Raw genomic sequence first — 15498 nt, 5'->3', positions numbered from 1 at the left:
GGCGGTTTCGCATTTAAAATTCATTTGGTATTTCTGTGGCAAACTCCTATCTTTAAACATGTTGCAAAACCGTTCAAAAGGAGAATTTACAAATGGATGCCATTAACTGGACTCACTGGACCGATCTGGCGGTGAAGATCGGCCTCAATATCTTGTCGGCCATCTTGCTGTGGCTGGTGGGCCGCTGGCTGATCAATTTCGCCACCCGGCTGCTGGACGCCAAGCTGGCCAGCAAGTCGCTGGACCACACCATCCGCCAGTACGTGAAGTCCTTCCTGGACGTGACGCTGACCATTGTGCTGGTGATCGGCATCCTCGGTTTCTTCGGGGTGCAGACCACCACCTTCGCCGCGGTGATCGCCGCTGCCGGCGTGGCGGTGGGCATGGCCTGGAGCGGACTGCTGGCCAATTTCGCCGCCGGCATCTTCCTGGTGGTGTTGCGGCCGTTCAAAGTGGGCGATCTGGTGGGCGTGGCCGGCGTGATCGGCACGGTCAAGCACATCGGCTTGTTCGCCACTGCGGTGGACACGCCGGACGGGGTGCTGACCCTGATCGGCAATAACAAGATCTTCTCCGACACCATCCAGAACTTCAGCGTCAACGAACAGCGGCGGGTGGATTTGAAAGCCCAGTTGGCCGCCAGCGCCGATCACGCCGCGGCGATGAGCTTGCTGCGGGAGACGGTGGCCAAGGTGCCCAATGTGCTGGCCAGCCCGGCGCCGGACATCGGCCTGCTGGAGTTCACGCCCTTGGGACCGGTGTTGGCGGTGCGGCCTTATTGCAAGCCGCAGGATTACTGGCAGGTGTATTTCGACAGCAACCGCGTGATTCGCGAGACCCTGGCCGCCGGCGGCTTCCCGGCGCCGGAGCAGGCGATGGTGGTGCGTCAGAGCTGAGCGCCGCGGGCGCTGGACAACAATAACGGGGCCGCTGGCCCCGTTTTGCTGCGTGTTGGCCGGTTTAGCGGACGTCGTTCCGCCGCGCGAACTCGTCCATCTGCTGCTTGAGCTCGGGCATCAAGCGCTGGCCGATGTCCTTCATCAGCACCGGACCGATTTCCGCCGTGATCTTGGGCATCAGCCGCAGCATCTTGCTGCCGGTGGGGGTCTGATAGAAAGCGCTCATCTCGCGGATCTCGGCGACGCTGAAATTCTTGCTCAGCGCCTGGACCTGCACTTCGTTCATCAATTTGCGGGTTTCGGGGGAGTGGAAATAGGCTTGCTGGGTTTTCATCACCTGCTGCAGAAAAGCGCCGACCTTGCTTTTGCAGTCCGGCGTCTCCGCGCAGTTTGGCAGGTTTTGCCACAGCTGCTGCTCCATTTGCTGCTGCATGGAGGCTTCCATCTGTTGCATCGTTTGCGCGATGATCTCGTCGTAACGCATCGCCCGCAGCAGGGCTTTGGCGGCGGCGACGCTGTCTTCGGCGGCGAACGCCGGGCCGGCGTGGAACAGCGCGGCGCACAGGCCGGCGGCGAGAAGGGGCTTAAGGCGCATGGTCGTTTCTCTTGTTGGAATAAACGACCATGCTGATGGCTTAGAAGGTTGGCGTCAATTGAGTGGGGTCTTGCTCAAGAGGCCGGCGGGAAATCTCCCAGGTCCTCGCAGCGCTCCACCAGCAGGCTGTCCGGGCTGGCGTTGGGGATGTAGACCTGGTTGACCGGCGAGGGCGGATAGTTGGCGTCCGGCGCGCAATCGGCGCTCTGGCCCGGGCCCACCGCCACCTGGGCGCCCACTTTCAATTGGCAGCGCACCATGCGGTTGAGCTGGCTCCAGCTTGGGCAGATGGCGTTGGCGGCGCGGTAGGCGGCCACCGGCCCTTGCGGCTGGCTGAACGACCACCAGCGGCCCAGCCGCGAATTGGCCTTGGCGCTGTCGTACACGCGGTAGACCGTCACGGTTTGATCCGCCGGCTCCTGGCGCCGCACCTGGCCGGCGCACAGGCCGCCTTTGCCGGGCTGGCCCAATGCGCTGTTCAGCAGATCGGGATTATCCACCGCGGCCATGCCGGGCAGGGCTGGCTGGGTCAAGCCGGCGCAGCGGTCGCTGCCGGGCGTGGACGCGCAGCCCAATAGCAGCGCGCAGGCGGAGGCGAGCAGCCAGTGGCGACAGTTCAGGGACATATGGGGTCTCCTATGCGGACAAGCTTGGGATGGGACGGCGCGAGAGTGCGCCAGTCTTGAGGCTAGGAAATGCTTTTGGCATTTTCAATGCGAGCAGGGCGCGACCGGCAGAAAGAATGGGTAAAAAAAGGGCGTCGACCTTGGTCGACGCCCGCAAGCTGTAGGAACACTCGGGTACTACGTTTACAGCAACTTCAATCTGTTCAACTTAGGCCACCTGGCGGTTTTTGCCCCCCGGCTTCAGCTCGCTCAGCAGCTGCGTTTGCTTGCTCTTGGCCTGCTGGTAGTTGCGCTCCTTGATGTGGCCGAAGCCGCGCACGCCTTCCCAGGTTTTCACCAGCTCCACCGCGCGCGGCAGCGCGTCCAGCGTCAGACCGCCCAGCAAGGCGTCCACCTGTTGTTCGAACTCGCCGATCAGCCTGCGTTCCAGCTTGCGGTCGGCCTGCCAAGCGAACGGGTCCAGCAGGGTGCCGCGCAGGAAGCGCAGCTTGGCCAGCCACTTCATGCCGGTCAGCAGCCAGGGGCCGAAAGCCACTTTGCGCGGCTGGCCGCCGGTGATCCAGCCGGCGCCGATGTGGAAGCGCAGCTGGTAATCGCCGTCGAACTGTTGCGCCAGCTCGCGCTGGAAGCCGCCGTCGGTGTAGAGCCGGGCCACTTCGAACTCGTCCTTGTAGGCCAGCACATGGAAGTAGTTCTTGGCCACCGCCAGCGTCAGCGCGCTGCTGGCCGGGTTCAGCGCTTCCTCGGCCTGGCGCACGCGGCCGACCAGCGCCTTGTAGCGTTCGGCCAGCGCCGCGTTCTGGTAGGCGGTCAGCGCGGTGGCGCGATGGTGCAGCACCGCGTCCGGCGTTTCACGTGGAACGAAGGCCACCACCGCCGACGGGCTGACCAGCGCTTCGATGCGCGCCGGATCATGGGCGGCGTGGCGGCCCCAGCTGAAGGCGTCCTGATTGAACTTGACCGCGGCGCCGTTCAGGCGCACCGCTTCCATGATGGCTTCCAGCGTCACCGGCACCAAACCCTTTTGCCAGGCGTAGCCCAGCATGAACATATTGCTGGCGATGGCGTCGCCCAGCAGCGAGGTGGCCAGCCGGGTGGCGTTGACCTCGCTGTAGCGGCCGGCGCCCACCGATTCGACGACGGCGTCCTTCATCGCCTTGCTGGGGAAGCGCACGTCCGGGTTTTTCAGGAAGGCGCTGGTCGGCGATTCGTAGTTGTTGACGATGGCGTGGCTGAAGCCGTCGCGCATCTTGGCCAGCGCCTCCTCGGCGGCGGTGACCACCAGATCGCAGCCCAGCACCAGGTTGGCGTCGCCGGCGGCGATGCGCACCGCGTGCAGCTTGTCCTGGCTGTCGGCGATGCGCACATGCGACCACACCGAACCGCCTTTCTGCGCCAGGCCGGCCATGTCCAGCACGGTGACGCCCTTGCGGTCCAGATAGGCGGCCATGCCCAGCACCTGGCCTATGGTGACCACGCCGGTGCCGCCGACGCCGGTGACCATGATGCTGAACGGTTCGTGGAGCTGCGGAATCGTCGGCTCCGGCAGCGCCGGCATCGCGCCCAGGCTGGCGCTGCTGCCGGCGGATTTTTTCAGCTGGCCGCCTTCCACGGTGACGAAGCTGGGGCAGAAGCCCTCTACGCAGGAGTAGTCCTTATTGCAGCTGGACTGGTCGATCTTGCGTTTGCGGCCCAGCGGGGTTTCCACCGGCAACACCGACAGACAGCCGGATTTCTGGCCGCAATCGCCGCAGCCTTCGCAGACCTGCTGGTTGATGAAGGCGCGCTTGGCCGGGTCGGGGTAGTCGCCGCGTTTGCGGCGGCGGCGCTTCTCGGCGGCGCAGGTCTGATCGTGGATCAGGATGGTGGTACCTTCGACTTCGCGCAGTTCTTTTTGCAGCCGGTCCAGTTCGCGGCGGTGGAAGACTTCCACGCCGGCCGCCAGGCCCTGGACGTTTTGGTATTTGTCCGGATCGTCGCTGGTGATCACGATGCGCTTGATGCCTTCCGCCGCCAGCTGGCGGGTGATCATGGGCACGTCCAGATAGCCGTCCACGTGCTGGCCGCCGGTCATCGCCACCGCGTCGTTGTACAAGATCTTGTAGGTGATGTTGACCTTGGCGGCCACGGCGGCGCGGATGGCCAGCAGGCCGGAGTGGAAGTAGGTGCCGTCGCCCAGATTGGTGAAAATGTGCTTGGTGTGGGTGAACGGCGCCTGGCCCACCCAGGTGATGCCTTCGCCGCCCATCTGGGTGAAGGTCTTGGTGCTGTCGGCCTGAATCCAGTGCGCCATATAGTGGCAGCCGATGCCGGCGACGGCGCGGCTGCCTTCCGGCACCTTGGTGCTGGTGTTGTGCGGACAGCCGGAGCAGTAGTGGGGCACGCGGGCGATGGACTCGCGCGGTTTGACCAGCTGGGCTTCCTTGTCGTCGTAGAACTTCAGCCTGTCGTGGATGATGGGGCTGTCGAAGATCAGCGCCAGCCGGCCGGCGATGGCGCGGGCGATCATCGCCGGGGTCAGCTCGCCGGCGGCCGGCAGCAGCCAGTCGCCGTGCGGCAGCGCCCATTCGCCTTTTTCGGCGAACTTGCCCACCACGCGCGGGCGCACGTCGTCGCGCCAGTTGTACAGCTGCTCTTTCAACTGGTATTCGATGATCTGGCGTTTTTCCTCCACCACCAGGATCTCTTCCAGGCCTTCTGCAAACTGGCGCACGCCTTCCGGCTCCAGCGGCCAGACCATGCCCACCTTGAAGATGCGCAGGCCGATGTCGGCGGCCAGCGCCTCGTCTATGCCCAGATCGTCCAGCGCCTGCATCACGTCCAGATAGCTTTTGCCACAGGTGATGATGCCCAGCCGCGGCTTGGGGGAATCCAGCGTGATGTGGTTCAGCTTGTTTGCGCGGGCATAGGCCAGCGCCGCGTACAGGCGGTGGTGCAGCACGCGTTTTTCCTGCGCCAGCGGCGCGTCCGGCCAGCGGATGTTGAGGCCGTCCTCGGGCAAGGGGAAGTCTTCCGGAATCTTGAACTGCAGCCGTTCCGGGGAGATGTCGACGATGGCGGAGCTTTCGATGGTGTCGGAGATCGCCTTGATCGACACCCAACAGCCGGAATAGCGGCTCATCGCCCAGCCGTGCAGGCCGTAGTCCAGGATTTCCTGCACCCCGGACGGGCTGAGCACTGGAATCATGCTGGCGGCGAGGATGTGGTCGGATTGATGCGGGAAGGTGGACGACTTGGCCGCGTGGTCGTCGCCGGCCACCAGCAGCACGCCGCCGTGGCGGCTGGTGCCGGCGGCGTTGCCGTGCTTGAGCACGTCGCCGGAGCGGTCCACGCCCGGACCCTTGCCGTACCACAGCGCGTAGACGCCGTCGTATTTGGGGCCGTCGAACATATTCACCTGCTGGGTGCCCCAGACCGCGGTGGCGGCCAGGTCCTCGTTGAGGCCGGGATGGAACACCACATTGTGTTCCTTCAGGTATTTGCCGGCCTTCTGCATGGTCTGGTCGACATTGCCCAGCGGGGAGCCGCGGTAGCCGGTGACGTAGCCGGCGGTATTGAGCCCGGCGGCGCGGTCCAGTTGTTGTTGCAGCATGGGCAGGCGCACCAGCGCCTGAATCCCGGTCATCAGCACCTGGCCGGTGGGGGCCGTGTATTTTTCTTCCAGGTCTGCGTGGCGGATCGACATGGTTTCTCCTCCTGTCATTCTCGGGCGCGTCCGCCGCGCGGCGGACGTCCCATCGCTTGTGGCGATGGGGCCGGCCTGCGCCTTGTGGGCGCATTCGGCCGGCCTTCTCCTTAAGTTTTAGACCCGCTGGCCCGGTGTCACCGCCCTTATGAGAGCCTGTTTCAAGTTTCTCGCGTTGAGCGCGGCAGACATTGAACAGGTTCTATGCAAGGGCGGCGGCCCGGTGTGTCTGCGCCCGCCGCATGTGTGCGGTCTGTGCGGCGCCGACGGCTTCTCCTTTGCTGTCAGCGGTTGAGCTCCATCTTCCAGCCGGTGTTTTTTTGATCGCCGGCATGTTCTGCATGCCGGCGCGGTCCCTGGTCCGGGGCTGGTTTCTAGAGTCTTTTCTCTATTTGATCGGACTATAAGTTACGTTTACGTCAACGTCAAAGAGATTGACTGAATTGGACGGCGACTGCGGCGATTGTGCCAGCGCAGCATGTTTGCCATCCGGAAAGTCATTGTTTTAAATATTGAACAATCTGTTGATTGAATAGCGGTTTTTCCGCTGAGGCAATTTGGTTAAGCTGTCATCCTGACCCCCTCCCTTGCTGTGTGAAATCCCATGAGTTCAGTTTCTTCTACCCCCGAAAGCGGCCGCGGCGTCGTTTTCACCGTTGCCGCCTTCATCTGTTGGGGTCTGTTTCCTCTGTACTGGAAGCCGCTGCACGATGTCCCGGCTTTGCAAATTCTGTGCCACCGCATTGTCTGGTCTGCGGTGTTCGTCGCGGCGGTGCTGACCGCGCGCAATCATTGGGGCTGGCTGCCGGCCGCGGTGCGAGAGCCGCGAAAGCTGGGCATCTTCGGCCTGTCTTCCCTGCTGCTGTCGCTGAACTGGCTGATCTATATCTGGGCGGTGAACGCCGGCCACGTGGTGGAGGGCAGCCTGGGCTATTTCATCAATCCGCTGTTCAATGTGTTGTTGGGCCGGATCTTTCTGTCCGAGCGCTTGAGCGGGCTGCAGAACGCCGCCTTGCTGCTGGCGGCGGCCGGCGTGGCCTGGATCACTTACAGCGCCGGCGCCTTGCCGTGGATCGCGCTGTCGCTGGCGGCCACCTTCGGCTTGTACGGCCTGCTGCGCAAGAAGGCGCCCTTGGCCTCGCTGGAGGGCCTGGCTTTGGAAACCTTCCTGATGACGCCGCTGGCGGCGCTGGCCCTGGTCTGGTTCGAATGGCAGGGGCAGGGCGCTTTCGGCCATGGCTCCGCCGCGCAGACCGGTTTGCTGATAGGCGCCGGCGTGGTGACCGCGGTGCCCTTGCTGCTGTTCGCCGCCGGCGCGCGCCGGCTCAAGCTGGCGACGGTGGGAGTGATCCAGTACATCGGCCCCAGCATCCAGCTGGCGCTGGGCGTGCTCTTGTTCGGAGAGGCGTTCGACAGCGGCCGCGCGCTGGGTTTCGGCCTGATCTGGGCGGCGCTGCTGCTGTACTCCGCCGCCGGTCTGCTGCAGATGTGGCAGGGGCGACGCGCCGCCGCGACCTGAGTTTTCCGCGTTTGGAGCAGCCCGCGTTTCGCAAGAAACGCGGGCTGTTTTCATTAGGAGAGTCTGCTATAAACCACTCAATGGGCCGTCGCCGAGTGTTTCCGGCGTCGGCCCATTGCCGAGCCGAATCCGGCCCGCGCCAGCCGTTCAAAAGCACCGAGCGCGGTTGCACCGCGCCGCCCATGCATCATTGCAATGCGTTGCCGCCCCTGATTGCCCCAAAAACAAGCATTCGCTCCGAGCCGCCCTCGTGCCGCCGGCGGCGGAGTGACATGGTCAATATTTTGCAAGGAGGCGCGTCATGGCGCTCTATCTGGTTAGCGTGGTTTTCTTCGGTTCGGATCTTCTGATCCGCTTGGCCCTGCGCGCGCGTTCCCGCGCCTGGGTGGGCGCGGCGCTGGCGGCAGGCCTGTTGCTGGCGTGCTTGCTGTATCCGATGTTGAGCGATTGGGCGCTGCCCTATATGCCGGACGAACACGGCATGCAGCTCTACGCGGCGATGGTGGGCCTGCAATTGGGCCTGACCGACGCGGCCATTTCCACCAGCCTGGCCCGTTATCTCGGCTGGTGGCGCTGAGCGCCTGCGCCATGCCCGCCGGGCGCGGCGCGCCCCTTCGTACCGCTCCTACGCTTTTCTCGGCGGCGTTCGCCTGTCTCGTTCCCGCTCGCGAGGAGCGTAAACGGATTTAGCGGCTACGGCTTCCCTCCATCCATGCCATAGGTATGTTTCGCTCAGATTATGCTTGACGCCATGCCATCCCGGTAGCAGACTGCGCAGCGTCGCCCGGCCCCACAAGCCGGACGACGCATGCCGGACGCCTTCCCGCTCCCCGCGGGCCAGCCGTCCATGATCTTTATCGTTCTTTACAGGTTACGCCATCATGGCATTGTTCTTTATTCCCCTGTCGCGGCACTTGCTGCGCGACATTCTCGGCGACGACCACGCGGCGTTGACCGATAAAGCATGGCTGAGAAGCCAGACTCAACACCAGGATCAACAAGAGCGACACCGTCGCCAGGAGCTGGAACAGCGCATTCACCGGCTACGGCTGGAGAAGGGCGGCTTATGCTGAGCCCCTTGCTCTACAGCCGGCGTCTGATGCTGCGCGATTTCCGCCCGGACGACCACGCCGCCTACGCGATGGCGCGCAGCGGCCGCGAGTTCGCCCGTCATTACCCACCGGAAGAACTCACGCCTGCGCGCAGCGGGCAGTTATTGCTGCGCTTTCTGGAGCAGCAGCGCGACGCTCCCCGCCGCGGCTGGCAGCTGGCCATCGTGCGCGTCGAAGACAAGGCGCTGCTCGGTTCGGTCGGCCTGCGCGGCCTGGGACGCGGCGGCGAAGCCGGCTTCGGCATCGAACTGGCGGAATCGGCCTGGGGCCAGGGCTACGCGCTGGAGGCGGCGCGGATGATGCTGGACTTCGGCTACCGCCAATTGGGCTGGCACCGGATCTGGGCCGATTGCGCGCCCGGCAACATCGCCATGCTGCAATTGGCGCGGCGTTTGGGTTTCGTGGTGCAGCCGCTGGGCGCTGAGCCGAGGCTGAGCCTGCTCTTGTCCGCGGTGCCGCCGCCCTTCGCCGGCCCGCGGCGGGAAGTCCTGCAATGGGCGGCGGAAGCGCGCGGCTAGCTTGGGCGCGGCCCGCGCTTGACCGGCGGAGGACGCTCGCGCACACTTAATGCAAACTTCATAAACAGACTGTTCCGGCCCGCCACAAGCGGCCGACGGACAGCGCAAAGGAGAGTGAGCAAGATGACAGCGATTGCCGAACTGCGCGCGGGCTTCGACCAGCTCAACCGCGATTACCTGGCGGTGCACAAGACCAAGGAAGACCTGTTCTGGGACACCTATATGGCGGTGTCCGACGACCACGACGGTTTCGCCCGCGCGGAAGCCGCCTACAAGGCCTTCATCTCCAGCCCGGAGCGGCTGACGGCGGTGCGCGCGGCGCTGGAGGGCTTGCAGGCGCAGCCGGCCGGCGCGGAGCGCGACGCCCTGCTGCACGGTTATCGGGGATGGTTGGCCTTGTTCGCGAGCAATATCGTCGACAGCGAGGCGGCGCAGGAGCAGATGCGCCGGCTGATCGAGATGGAGGCCGCGTTGTTCGCCAAGCGCCGCGATCTCGCGCTCAGCCACGTCAACGAGCGCGGCGAGCGCGAAGAGGCGACGCTGACCATGTTGAGCATCAATATGACCACCAACCCGGACGCCGCCGCGCGCAAGAGCTCGCACGACGCCTTGCTCGATCTCGAGCGCTGGGTGTTGGACAACGGCTTTCTCGACATCGTCAAACAGCGCAACGCGCTGGCGCGCAGCCTGGGCAGCGCCGATTATTTCGAGCACAAGGTGCGCAAGAACGAGCAGATGACGCCGGAGGCGCTGTTCGCCGTTCTCGACGATTTCGAGGCGCGCACCCGCGAGGCCAATCAGCAAGCGCTGCGGCGTCTGGCCGACGACAAGGGCGAGGACGCTCTGCTGCCGCACAATCTGCGTTTTCACATGAGCGGCGACGTCACCCGGCAGATGGACCCTTATCTGCCGTTCTCCAAGGCGGTGGAGCGCTGGGTGCTGAGTTTCCGCCGGCTGGGCGTGCAATACCGGCAAGCCACGATGCAGCTGGACCTGGTGGAGCGCAAGGGCAAGTATCAGAACGGTTTCTGCCACGGGCCGGTGCCCAGCTTTTACGACGATGGACGCTGGGTGCCGGGCCGGATCAATTTCACCGCCGACGCCACGCCGGACCAGGTGGGCAGCGGCGCGCGCGCGATCAACACCCTGTTCCACGAAGGCGGCCACGCCGCGCACTTCGCCAATGTGATCCAGAACGCGCCGTGCTTCTCCCAGGAGTTCGCGCCCACTTCGATGGCTTACGCCGAAACTCAGAGCATGTTCTGCGACAGCCTGCTGAACGACGCCGACTGGCTGAAGCGCTACGCGCGCAACGCCGCGGGGGAGGCGATGCCGGACGCCTTGATCCGCGCGCGCATCGAAGCGGTCCAGCCCTTCTTCGCCTTCTCCGAGCGCTCCATCGCCGTGGTCGCCTACTTCGAGCGCGAGTTGTATCGCTTGCCGGAGGCGGAACTGAAGCCGGAGACGGTGTTGGCGCTGGCGCGTCGTTGCGAGCGCGAGATTCTGGGCGTGGAATGCGGTCCGCGGCCGCTGCTGGCGATTCCGCATCTGCTGAACCAGGAGTCGGCGGCGTCCTATCACGGCTATCTGCTGGCGCATATGGCGGTGTATCAGACCCGCGCCCATTTCCTGCGCGAATACGGCTATCTGACCGACAACCCGGCGATCGGCCCGCTGCTGGCCGAGCATTACTGGGCGCCGGGCAACAGCCTCAGCCACGACGCCACCTTGCTGAGCCTGACCGGCGAGCATTTCAACGCTCTTTATCTGGCCGAGGCCTGCAAGCGCAGCGCGGCCGAGGCCTGGCAAGAGGCGGAGCGGCAGATCGCCGCCGCCGCGGAGCGGAACTACGCGCAGGATTACCCGGAGCGGCTGGACGCGACGATACGGCTGGTGCACGGCGCCGAGCTGATCGCCGACAACGAGGCCGGGGAGGCGGAAATGTGCCGCCGTTTCGAGACTTGGGTCAGAGAGCGCTACCCGGCCGCGGCGCACTGAGAAGCTGTTCATAATCTGCTGCGCGTCGCGGAGCGTTACACGGTGAGTACAAGCTCAACATGCTCATGTACCACGTGCACATTCCGCTTTCTCAGACGCTCGCCTTAGCTCGCGAGAGCGTAAACACATTCTGAGGCCGCGCATGACAACGGCAGCCCAAGGGCTGCCGTTTTCTTTGTCCTCGCTCAGAAGCAGAAGCGGCGCTATAGACTTCAGGCCTGGCGGTAGATCAGCCGGCCTTCAAACAGCAGCTCGCTTGAGTCCAGCCGGGCGTCGCCGCTGGGCGGCGCGGCGCGTTCGAACACGAAGCGCTGGCCCTGATATTCAATCCAGGCGTTGATGGGCTCGCCCTGAAAACGGCCCAGCACTTCTTCCGAGCGGGTGACGAAGGCGTTGTCGGGCAGCACGAAACCTTGCTGCGGCGTTTCCGACGGGCTTGCCTCCAGCGTCCAGTTTTCGTCGCCGGGCGGTTGCGGATCGTTGCGGGTGGCCATGTGCAGCCACATGCGGAAGGCCCAATGCGGCAGCAGCACGCGGTGCACGCGCTTGTCGTCCGTGATCACGCAACGCACCGGGAAACCGGCGCCGCAGGACGGGCAGCGCGCCTGGGCCGCGAGGAAGATCTTGTCCTGCTGTTTGCTGGCGATGCCTTCCATATGCTCCGAGCCCACCATCGCGCGGCAGCTGGGGCAGTGTTTGCCGAAGCGGCGCACGCTGTTGCCGTTGGCAAAGGAAATCGGCAGGAAACGGGAAATCTTGTCGGGTCTGGCCATCGCTAGGGGTTCCGGAACTGAAAAACGCGGTCCGCCGGGCTGTGCGCCGCGGCGGCATCGGCCCTCATTATACCCCGGCCTCGCCGTGGAAGGGTTCCAGCGTCAAGCGGCAGGCCAGGCGGTGGCTGGCGCCGGGGGCGAGCAGTCGGACATCGTCGCCGGCGTTGGCGGTTTCCACGCAGACGAAATCAAGCCAGGCGGCGTCCGGCAAGTCGCCCAGCAAGGCGGTTTTCTCCGCCGCCGGATTCCACACCACCACGCTGCCGGCGCCTTCCGCTGTGACGCGAATGCAACGCCGCCAGACCGGGTCGCGCAGCAAGGCGGGGCGCTCGCTGTAAACAATGCTGTCCACCTCGCCCCGGAAGCGGAATTCGCCGTCCGGCCAGCGGCTTTCGCGGCCGGCCACCTTGTCGTGACAGCGCTCGCCGTCCAGGCCGGACAAGGCGGCTTGGCGCGCGTCGCCCACCGCCAGATAACTGTGCAGCGCGGCGCCGAGGCGTTGCGGGCGGTCGCCGAGGTTGCGGGTGGTCAGCGCCGCTTCCACCGCCGCGCCCAGCCGGTATTCCATTTCCGCCGTCAGGCCGTCGCATTCCGGGCCGGAGAGTTTCACGTGGAACGCGCCGGCGTCCTCGCGGACCTCGTCCAGGCGCCAGGCTTGCGTGCGCGCCACGCCGTGGGCCGGCAGGCTCGCGTCGTCGGGGTGCGGGCCGAACCAGGGCCAGCACAGCGGCACGCCGCCGCGTATGGCCTTGCCCGGCAGGTAGCGCGCCTGCGGCGACAAATACAGCAAGGGTTGCTGGCCGGCGGCGCGGAAGCTGAGCAACTGACCGCCCAGCAAGGAGATTTCCGCGTGAAAATCCGCCGCGGAGATGACGAGGATATCGACGCCGGGCGCGCGGCTGGACAGCGCGGCGGCGGGAGGCAGGGCGACGGACATACGGAGCTTCCGGGCAAAAAACCGATGATAGCGCGCTACAGCCAGCGGCGCAGCGTCCACAGCGGGCCGATCAGCAGGAATTGCAGATCGCGCAGAAAGGAGGGCTTTTTGCCCTCGATCGCGTGGCCGACGAACTGGCCGATCCAGGCGACGACGAACAGCCCCAGAGAGAGCAGCGCCAGCGGCAGGCCGGCGCGGGACGCCGCCTCCAGAAGCAAGAGCATGGGCAGGCACATCGCCGCCATCGCCAGCACGGGCGCGCGGCCCAGCCGCCAATAGAAGGCCAGGCCGGCCGCCGCCGCCAGCCAGGCGAGGTTCAGCGGCGAGGGCACGCTGGAGAGCAGGCCCAAGAGCGCGAACACGATGGCGGGCACGCAGATTTTATGAATGCGGATATTGACGGGATGGCGGTGACTGAGATCATACTCTTGCAACCATTGCTCAAGCGTCATGTCAGGCCTCGCAAACGGGCGACGGGCTTCCATCTTGGCGCAGACAAGCGGCGGCGGCAATGCCCGCGGCCGGTTTTGTCTGCGCTGGATCAGGGGCTTGCGCGTCGCCTTGGGCTACAATCCTTTTGCCAACCGTTAATGTCTGGGTTCCCAAGGTGTCATCCACAGCACAACCGCGTTATCTGCGCATCAAGGAATACATCCTTGAAGGCATTCGTTCCCGCCAGTTTCTGCCAGGCGGCAAGATTCCGCCCGAGCTGGAGTTGGCGCGTCAGTTCCAGGTATCGCGCATGACCGTCAACAAGGCGGTGCGGGATCTGGCCGAGGCCGGCATCCTGCTGCGTTTCGCCGGCGACGGCACGTATGTGGCGGAGCGCAAGGCGGAGTCCCCGCTGCTGGACATCAACAACATCTCCGAAGAAATCGAGGCGCGCGGCCATCGCCACAGCGCCGACGTCTACGAACTCAAGGCCGTGCAGGCCACCGAAGACGTGGCGCTGCGCCTGGGGGTGAAGGAGGGCAGCACGGTGTTCCGCTCGCTCATCGTCCACCGCGAGGACGATGTGGCCATCCAGCTGGAAGACCGCTACGTCAATCCCGCTTTCGCGCCGGATTATCTGGAGCAGGACTTCAGCAGCCGCACGCCCAACGACTATCTGATGAAGAACTGCCCGCTGACCGACATCGAGCACAGCGTGGAGGCGGTGCTGCCCAGCGCGGCCGAGCAGGCGATGCTGGACATGAGGGCGCAGGAGCCCTGCCTATTGGTTTTGCGCCGCACTTGGTCGCACAAGAAGCTGGTCAGCTTCGCGCGGCTGACGCATCCGGGCTCGCGCTACAAATTGCGTTCGCAAACCCGGGTCAAGCGCTGAGCGGCGGCGGGGATGCTGCGCCGCAGCTTGCCGCGCTTGTTCGAGCGCAATATTGTATATACAAATAGAGGCTGAATTTTCCAGTCGCCTCAAGCCGCCGCCGGGCGGCTTTTTTGTTGCCATGCAACATCAAGTGATTGGACTATAAGTAAAATCTGCCAATTCGGCCTGTTTACAAAAATCACCGCTTCAAACTTGACAGGCTGTTTGGATAGGATTAATTGTATATACAAATAACCCGCAGCGAGCCCACCATGAGTCAAGCCGAAACGGATCGCCGCAGCCTGTGGATCAACGCCAGGCTGGCGACCATGGACCCTAGCCGCCCGGCGCCTTACGGCGCGCTGGACGGCCACGCGCTATTGCTGGAAGCCGGCCGCATCGTCGCGCTGCCGGCGGCCGCGGACGTGGACCCCGCCGGCTTCGACGGCGCGGTGATCGACGCCAAGGGCGCCTGGATCACGCCCGGCTTCATCGATTGCCACACTCACCTGGTTTACGGCGGCAACCGCGCCGCCGAATGGGAAAAGCGCCTCAACGGCGTGCCTTATCAGCAGATCGCCGCCGAGGGCGGCGGCATCGTCTCCACCGTGCGCGCCACCCGGGCGCTGGACGAAGCCGGCCTGGCCGCCGCCGCCAAGCCGCGCTTGCGCGCCTTGATGGCCGAGGGCGTGACCACGGTGGAGATCAAGTCCGGCTACGGCCTGAGCCTGGAGGACGAACTCAAGCAGCTGCGCGCGGCGCGGCGCCTGCGGGACGAGCTGCCGGTGGAAGTGTCCGCCACCTTGCTGGCCGCCCACGCGCTGCCGCCTGAGTACGCCGGCCGGCCCGACGCCTACATCGACCACATCGTGGACGCCATCCTGCCGGCCGCCGCGCGCGCCGGCCTGGCCGAGGCGGTGGACGCTTTCTGCGAAAGCGTGGGCTTCTCGCCGGCGCAGACCCGCCGCGTGTTCGAAGCGGCGCGCGCGCACGGCCTCAAGGTCAAAGGCCATGTCGAGCAGCTGTCCAATCTGCACGGCGCCGAACTGGTGGCCGAGTTCGGCGGCTGGTCCGCCGATCACGTTGAATACCTGGACGCCGCCGGCGTGGCCGCGCTGAAGGCCGCCGGCACCGTGGCGGTGCTGCTGCCGGGCGCGTTCTACTTCCTGCGTGAAACCCAAAAGCCGCCGGTGGAGCTGCTGCGCGCCGCCGGCGTGCCGATGGCGGTGTCCACCGATCTCAACCCCGGCACCAGCCCGTTCGCCTCCATCCGGCTGGCGATGAACCAGGCCTGCGTGCTGTTCGGCCTGACGCCGGAAGAAGCGTTGGCCGGCGTCACCCGCCACGCGGCGCAAGCCCTGGGCCGCGGCGCCAGCCACGGCCGGCTGGCCGCCGGCCATGTCGCCGACCTGCTGGTGTGGGACATCGATTCGCCGGCCGAGATCGTTTACGGCCTGGGCGACAATCCTTTGCGTCAGCGCGTGTTCCGCGGCGTGGCGCAGCATATGAAAGGCTGTTGAAGCATGAGCG

At 65.4% G+C, this 15498-nt stretch carries 14 protein-coding genes; 8 read left to right on the top strand and 6 right to left on the bottom strand.

Translation table 11 applies throughout. The features are described 5' to 3' along the window. Positions 1–92 precede the first annotated feature (92 nt). Positions 93–896: a mechanosensitive ion channel family protein gene (locus NK214_RS13490; RefSeq protein WP_107801311.1), complete on the top strand. Its 804-nt coding sequence runs from the start codon at positions 93–95 to the stop codon at positions 894–896. 64 nt (positions 897–960) lie between these two features. Here NK214_RS13490 and NK214_RS13485 read toward each other — a convergent pair whose 3' ends face one another. The 3 genes from NK214_RS13485 to NK214_RS13475 form a co-directional block, all read right to left on the bottom strand. Then, entirely contained in the window at positions 961–1494 is a 534-nt protein-coding gene (locus NK214_RS13485) for a DUF2059 domain-containing protein (protein WP_107801310.1), read from the bottom strand. 74 nt (positions 1495–1568) lie between these two features. Continuing rightward, a complete protein-coding gene (locus tag NK214_RS13480; RefSeq protein ID WP_107801309.1) occupies positions 1569–2120 on the bottom strand; it encodes a hypothetical protein in 552 nt (183 codons plus the stop codon). A 208-nt stretch (positions 2121–2328) separates the two neighbouring features. Next, positions 2329–5805, bottom strand: a complete 3477-nt coding sequence (locus NK214_RS13475) for an indolepyruvate ferredoxin oxidoreductase family protein (RefSeq protein ID WP_253314744.1) — start codon at positions 5803–5805, stop codon at positions 2329–2331. Between the two features lie 604 nt (positions 5806–6409). Between NK214_RS13475 and rarD the strand changes: the two genes are divergently transcribed. The 5 genes from rarD (at position 6410) to NK214_RS13450 (ending at position 10952) form a co-directional block, all read left to right on the top strand. After that, positions 6410–7324 carry an EamA family transporter RarD gene (rarD, locus tag NK214_RS13470; protein ID WP_107801307.1) on the top strand — a complete coding sequence of 305 codons (915 nt, stop codon included), beginning with the start codon at positions 6410–6412 and terminating at the stop codon, positions 7322–7324. A 301-nt stretch (positions 7325–7625) separates the two neighbouring features. Further along, positions 7626–7901, top strand: a complete 276-nt coding sequence (locus tag NK214_RS13465) for a hypothetical protein (RefSeq protein WP_081547485.1) — start codon at positions 7626–7628, stop codon at positions 7899–7901. 304 nt (positions 7902–8205) lie between these two features. Next, on the top strand, positions 8206–8397 hold the full coding sequence (locus NK214_RS13460; protein ID WP_158274392.1) for a hypothetical protein: 192 nt from the start codon (positions 8206–8208) through the stop codon (positions 8395–8397). After that, positions 8391–8954 carry a GNAT family N-acetyltransferase gene (locus tag NK214_RS13455; protein WP_158274391.1) on the top strand — a complete coding sequence of 188 codons (564 nt, stop codon included), beginning with the start codon at positions 8391–8393 and terminating at the stop codon, positions 8952–8954. Before NK214_RS13460 ends, NK214_RS13455 begins: the two co-directional genes overlap by 7 nt. Positions 8955–9077: 123 nt before the next feature. After that, on the top strand, positions 9078–10952 hold the full coding sequence (locus NK214_RS13450; RefSeq protein ID WP_253314743.1) for a M3 family metallopeptidase: 1875 nt from the start codon (positions 9078–9080) through the stop codon (positions 10950–10952). A 212-nt stretch (positions 10953–11164) separates the two neighbouring features. Here the strand turns inward: NK214_RS13450 and NK214_RS13445 are convergent, their stop codons facing one another. From NK214_RS13445 to NK214_RS13435, 3 genes are all read right to left on the bottom strand, one after another. Next, entirely contained in the window at positions 11165–11725 is a 561-nt protein-coding gene (locus NK214_RS13445) for a hypothetical protein (RefSeq protein WP_227105857.1), read from the bottom strand. A gap of 67 nt (positions 11726–11792) precedes the next feature. Further along, positions 11793–12662 (bottom strand): D-hexose-6-phosphate mutarotase, encoded by an 870-nt coding sequence (locus NK214_RS13440; protein WP_253314742.1) that lies wholly within the window; start codon positions 12660–12662, stop codon positions 11793–11795. A gap of 35 nt (positions 12663–12697) precedes the next feature. After that, positions 12698–13114, bottom strand: coding sequence for a DUF962 domain-containing protein (locus tag NK214_RS13435; RefSeq protein ID WP_253314741.1), 417 nt, complete (start codon positions 13112–13114; stop codon positions 12698–12700). 155 nt (positions 13115–13269) lie between these two features. Between NK214_RS13435 and hutC the strand changes: the two genes are divergently transcribed. Both hutC and hutI read left to right on the top strand, forming a co-directional pair. After that, complete coding sequence (gene hutC / locus NK214_RS13430; protein WP_199225959.1) at positions 13270–13986, top strand: histidine utilization repressor; 717 nt, start codon at positions 13270–13272, stop codon at positions 13984–13986. Positions 13987–14240: 254 nt separating this feature from the next. After that, complete coding sequence (hutI, locus tag NK214_RS13425) at positions 14241–15488, top strand: imidazolonepropionase (protein WP_253314740.1); 1248 nt, start codon at positions 14241–14243, stop codon at positions 15486–15488. Positions 15489–15498 lie beyond the last annotated feature (10 nt).

Origin of the sequence: Chromobacterium sp. S0633, from assembly GCF_024158805.1 — a bacterium.
Taxonomy (GTDB): Bacteria; Pseudomonadota; Gammaproteobacteria; order Burkholderiales; family Chromobacteriaceae; genus Chromobacterium.
Note: the sequence above shows the minus strand (reverse complement) of the source record. Positions and strands in the feature narration are given on the sequence as shown.

Excerpts from the sequence above, each read along its gene's own strand:
- NK214_RS13490 (WP_107801311.1), top strand. The coding sequence starts at position 93 with ATGGATGCCATTAACTGGACTCACTGGACCGATCTGGCGGTGAAGATC.
- NK214_RS13485 (WP_107801310.1), bottom strand. The coding sequence starts at position 1,494 with ATGCGCCTTAAGCCCCTTCTCGCCGCCGGCCTGTGCGCCGCGCTGTTC.
- NK214_RS13480 (WP_107801309.1), bottom strand. The coding sequence starts at position 2,120 with ATGTCCCTGAACTGTCGCCACTGGCTGCTCGCCTCCGCCTGCGCGCTG.
- NK214_RS13475 (WP_253314744.1), bottom strand. The coding sequence starts at position 5,805 with ATGTCGATCCGCCACGCAGACCTGGAAGAAAAATACACGGCCCCCACC.
- rarD (WP_107801307.1), top strand. The coding sequence starts at position 6,410 with ATGAGTTCAGTTTCTTCTACCCCCGAAAGCGGCCGCGGCGTCGTTTTC.
- NK214_RS13465 (WP_081547485.1), top strand. The coding sequence starts at position 7,626 with ATGGCGCTCTATCTGGTTAGCGTGGTTTTCTTCGGTTCGGATCTTCTG.
- NK214_RS13460 (WP_158274392.1), top strand. The coding sequence starts at position 8,206 with ATGGCATTGTTCTTTATTCCCCTGTCGCGGCACTTGCTGCGCGACATT.
- NK214_RS13455 (WP_158274391.1), top strand. The coding sequence starts at position 8,391 with ATGCTGAGCCCCTTGCTCTACAGCCGGCGTCTGATGCTGCGCGATTTC.
- NK214_RS13450 (WP_253314743.1), top strand. The coding sequence starts at position 9,078 with ATGACAGCGATTGCCGAACTGCGCGCGGGCTTCGACCAGCTCAACCGC.
- NK214_RS13445 (WP_227105857.1), bottom strand. The coding sequence starts at position 11,725 with ATGGCCAGACCCGACAAGATTTCCCGTTTCCTGCCGATTTCCTTTGCC.
- NK214_RS13440 (WP_253314742.1), bottom strand. The coding sequence starts at position 12,662 with ATGTCCGTCGCCCTGCCTCCCGCCGCCGCGCTGTCCAGCCGCGCGCCC.
- NK214_RS13435 (WP_253314741.1), bottom strand. The coding sequence starts at position 13,114 with ATGACGCTTGAGCAATGGTTGCAAGAGTATGATCTCAGTCACCGCCAT.
- hutI (WP_253314740.1), top strand. The coding sequence starts at position 14,241 with ATGAGTCAAGCCGAAACGGATCGCCGCAGCCTGTGGATCAACGCCAGG.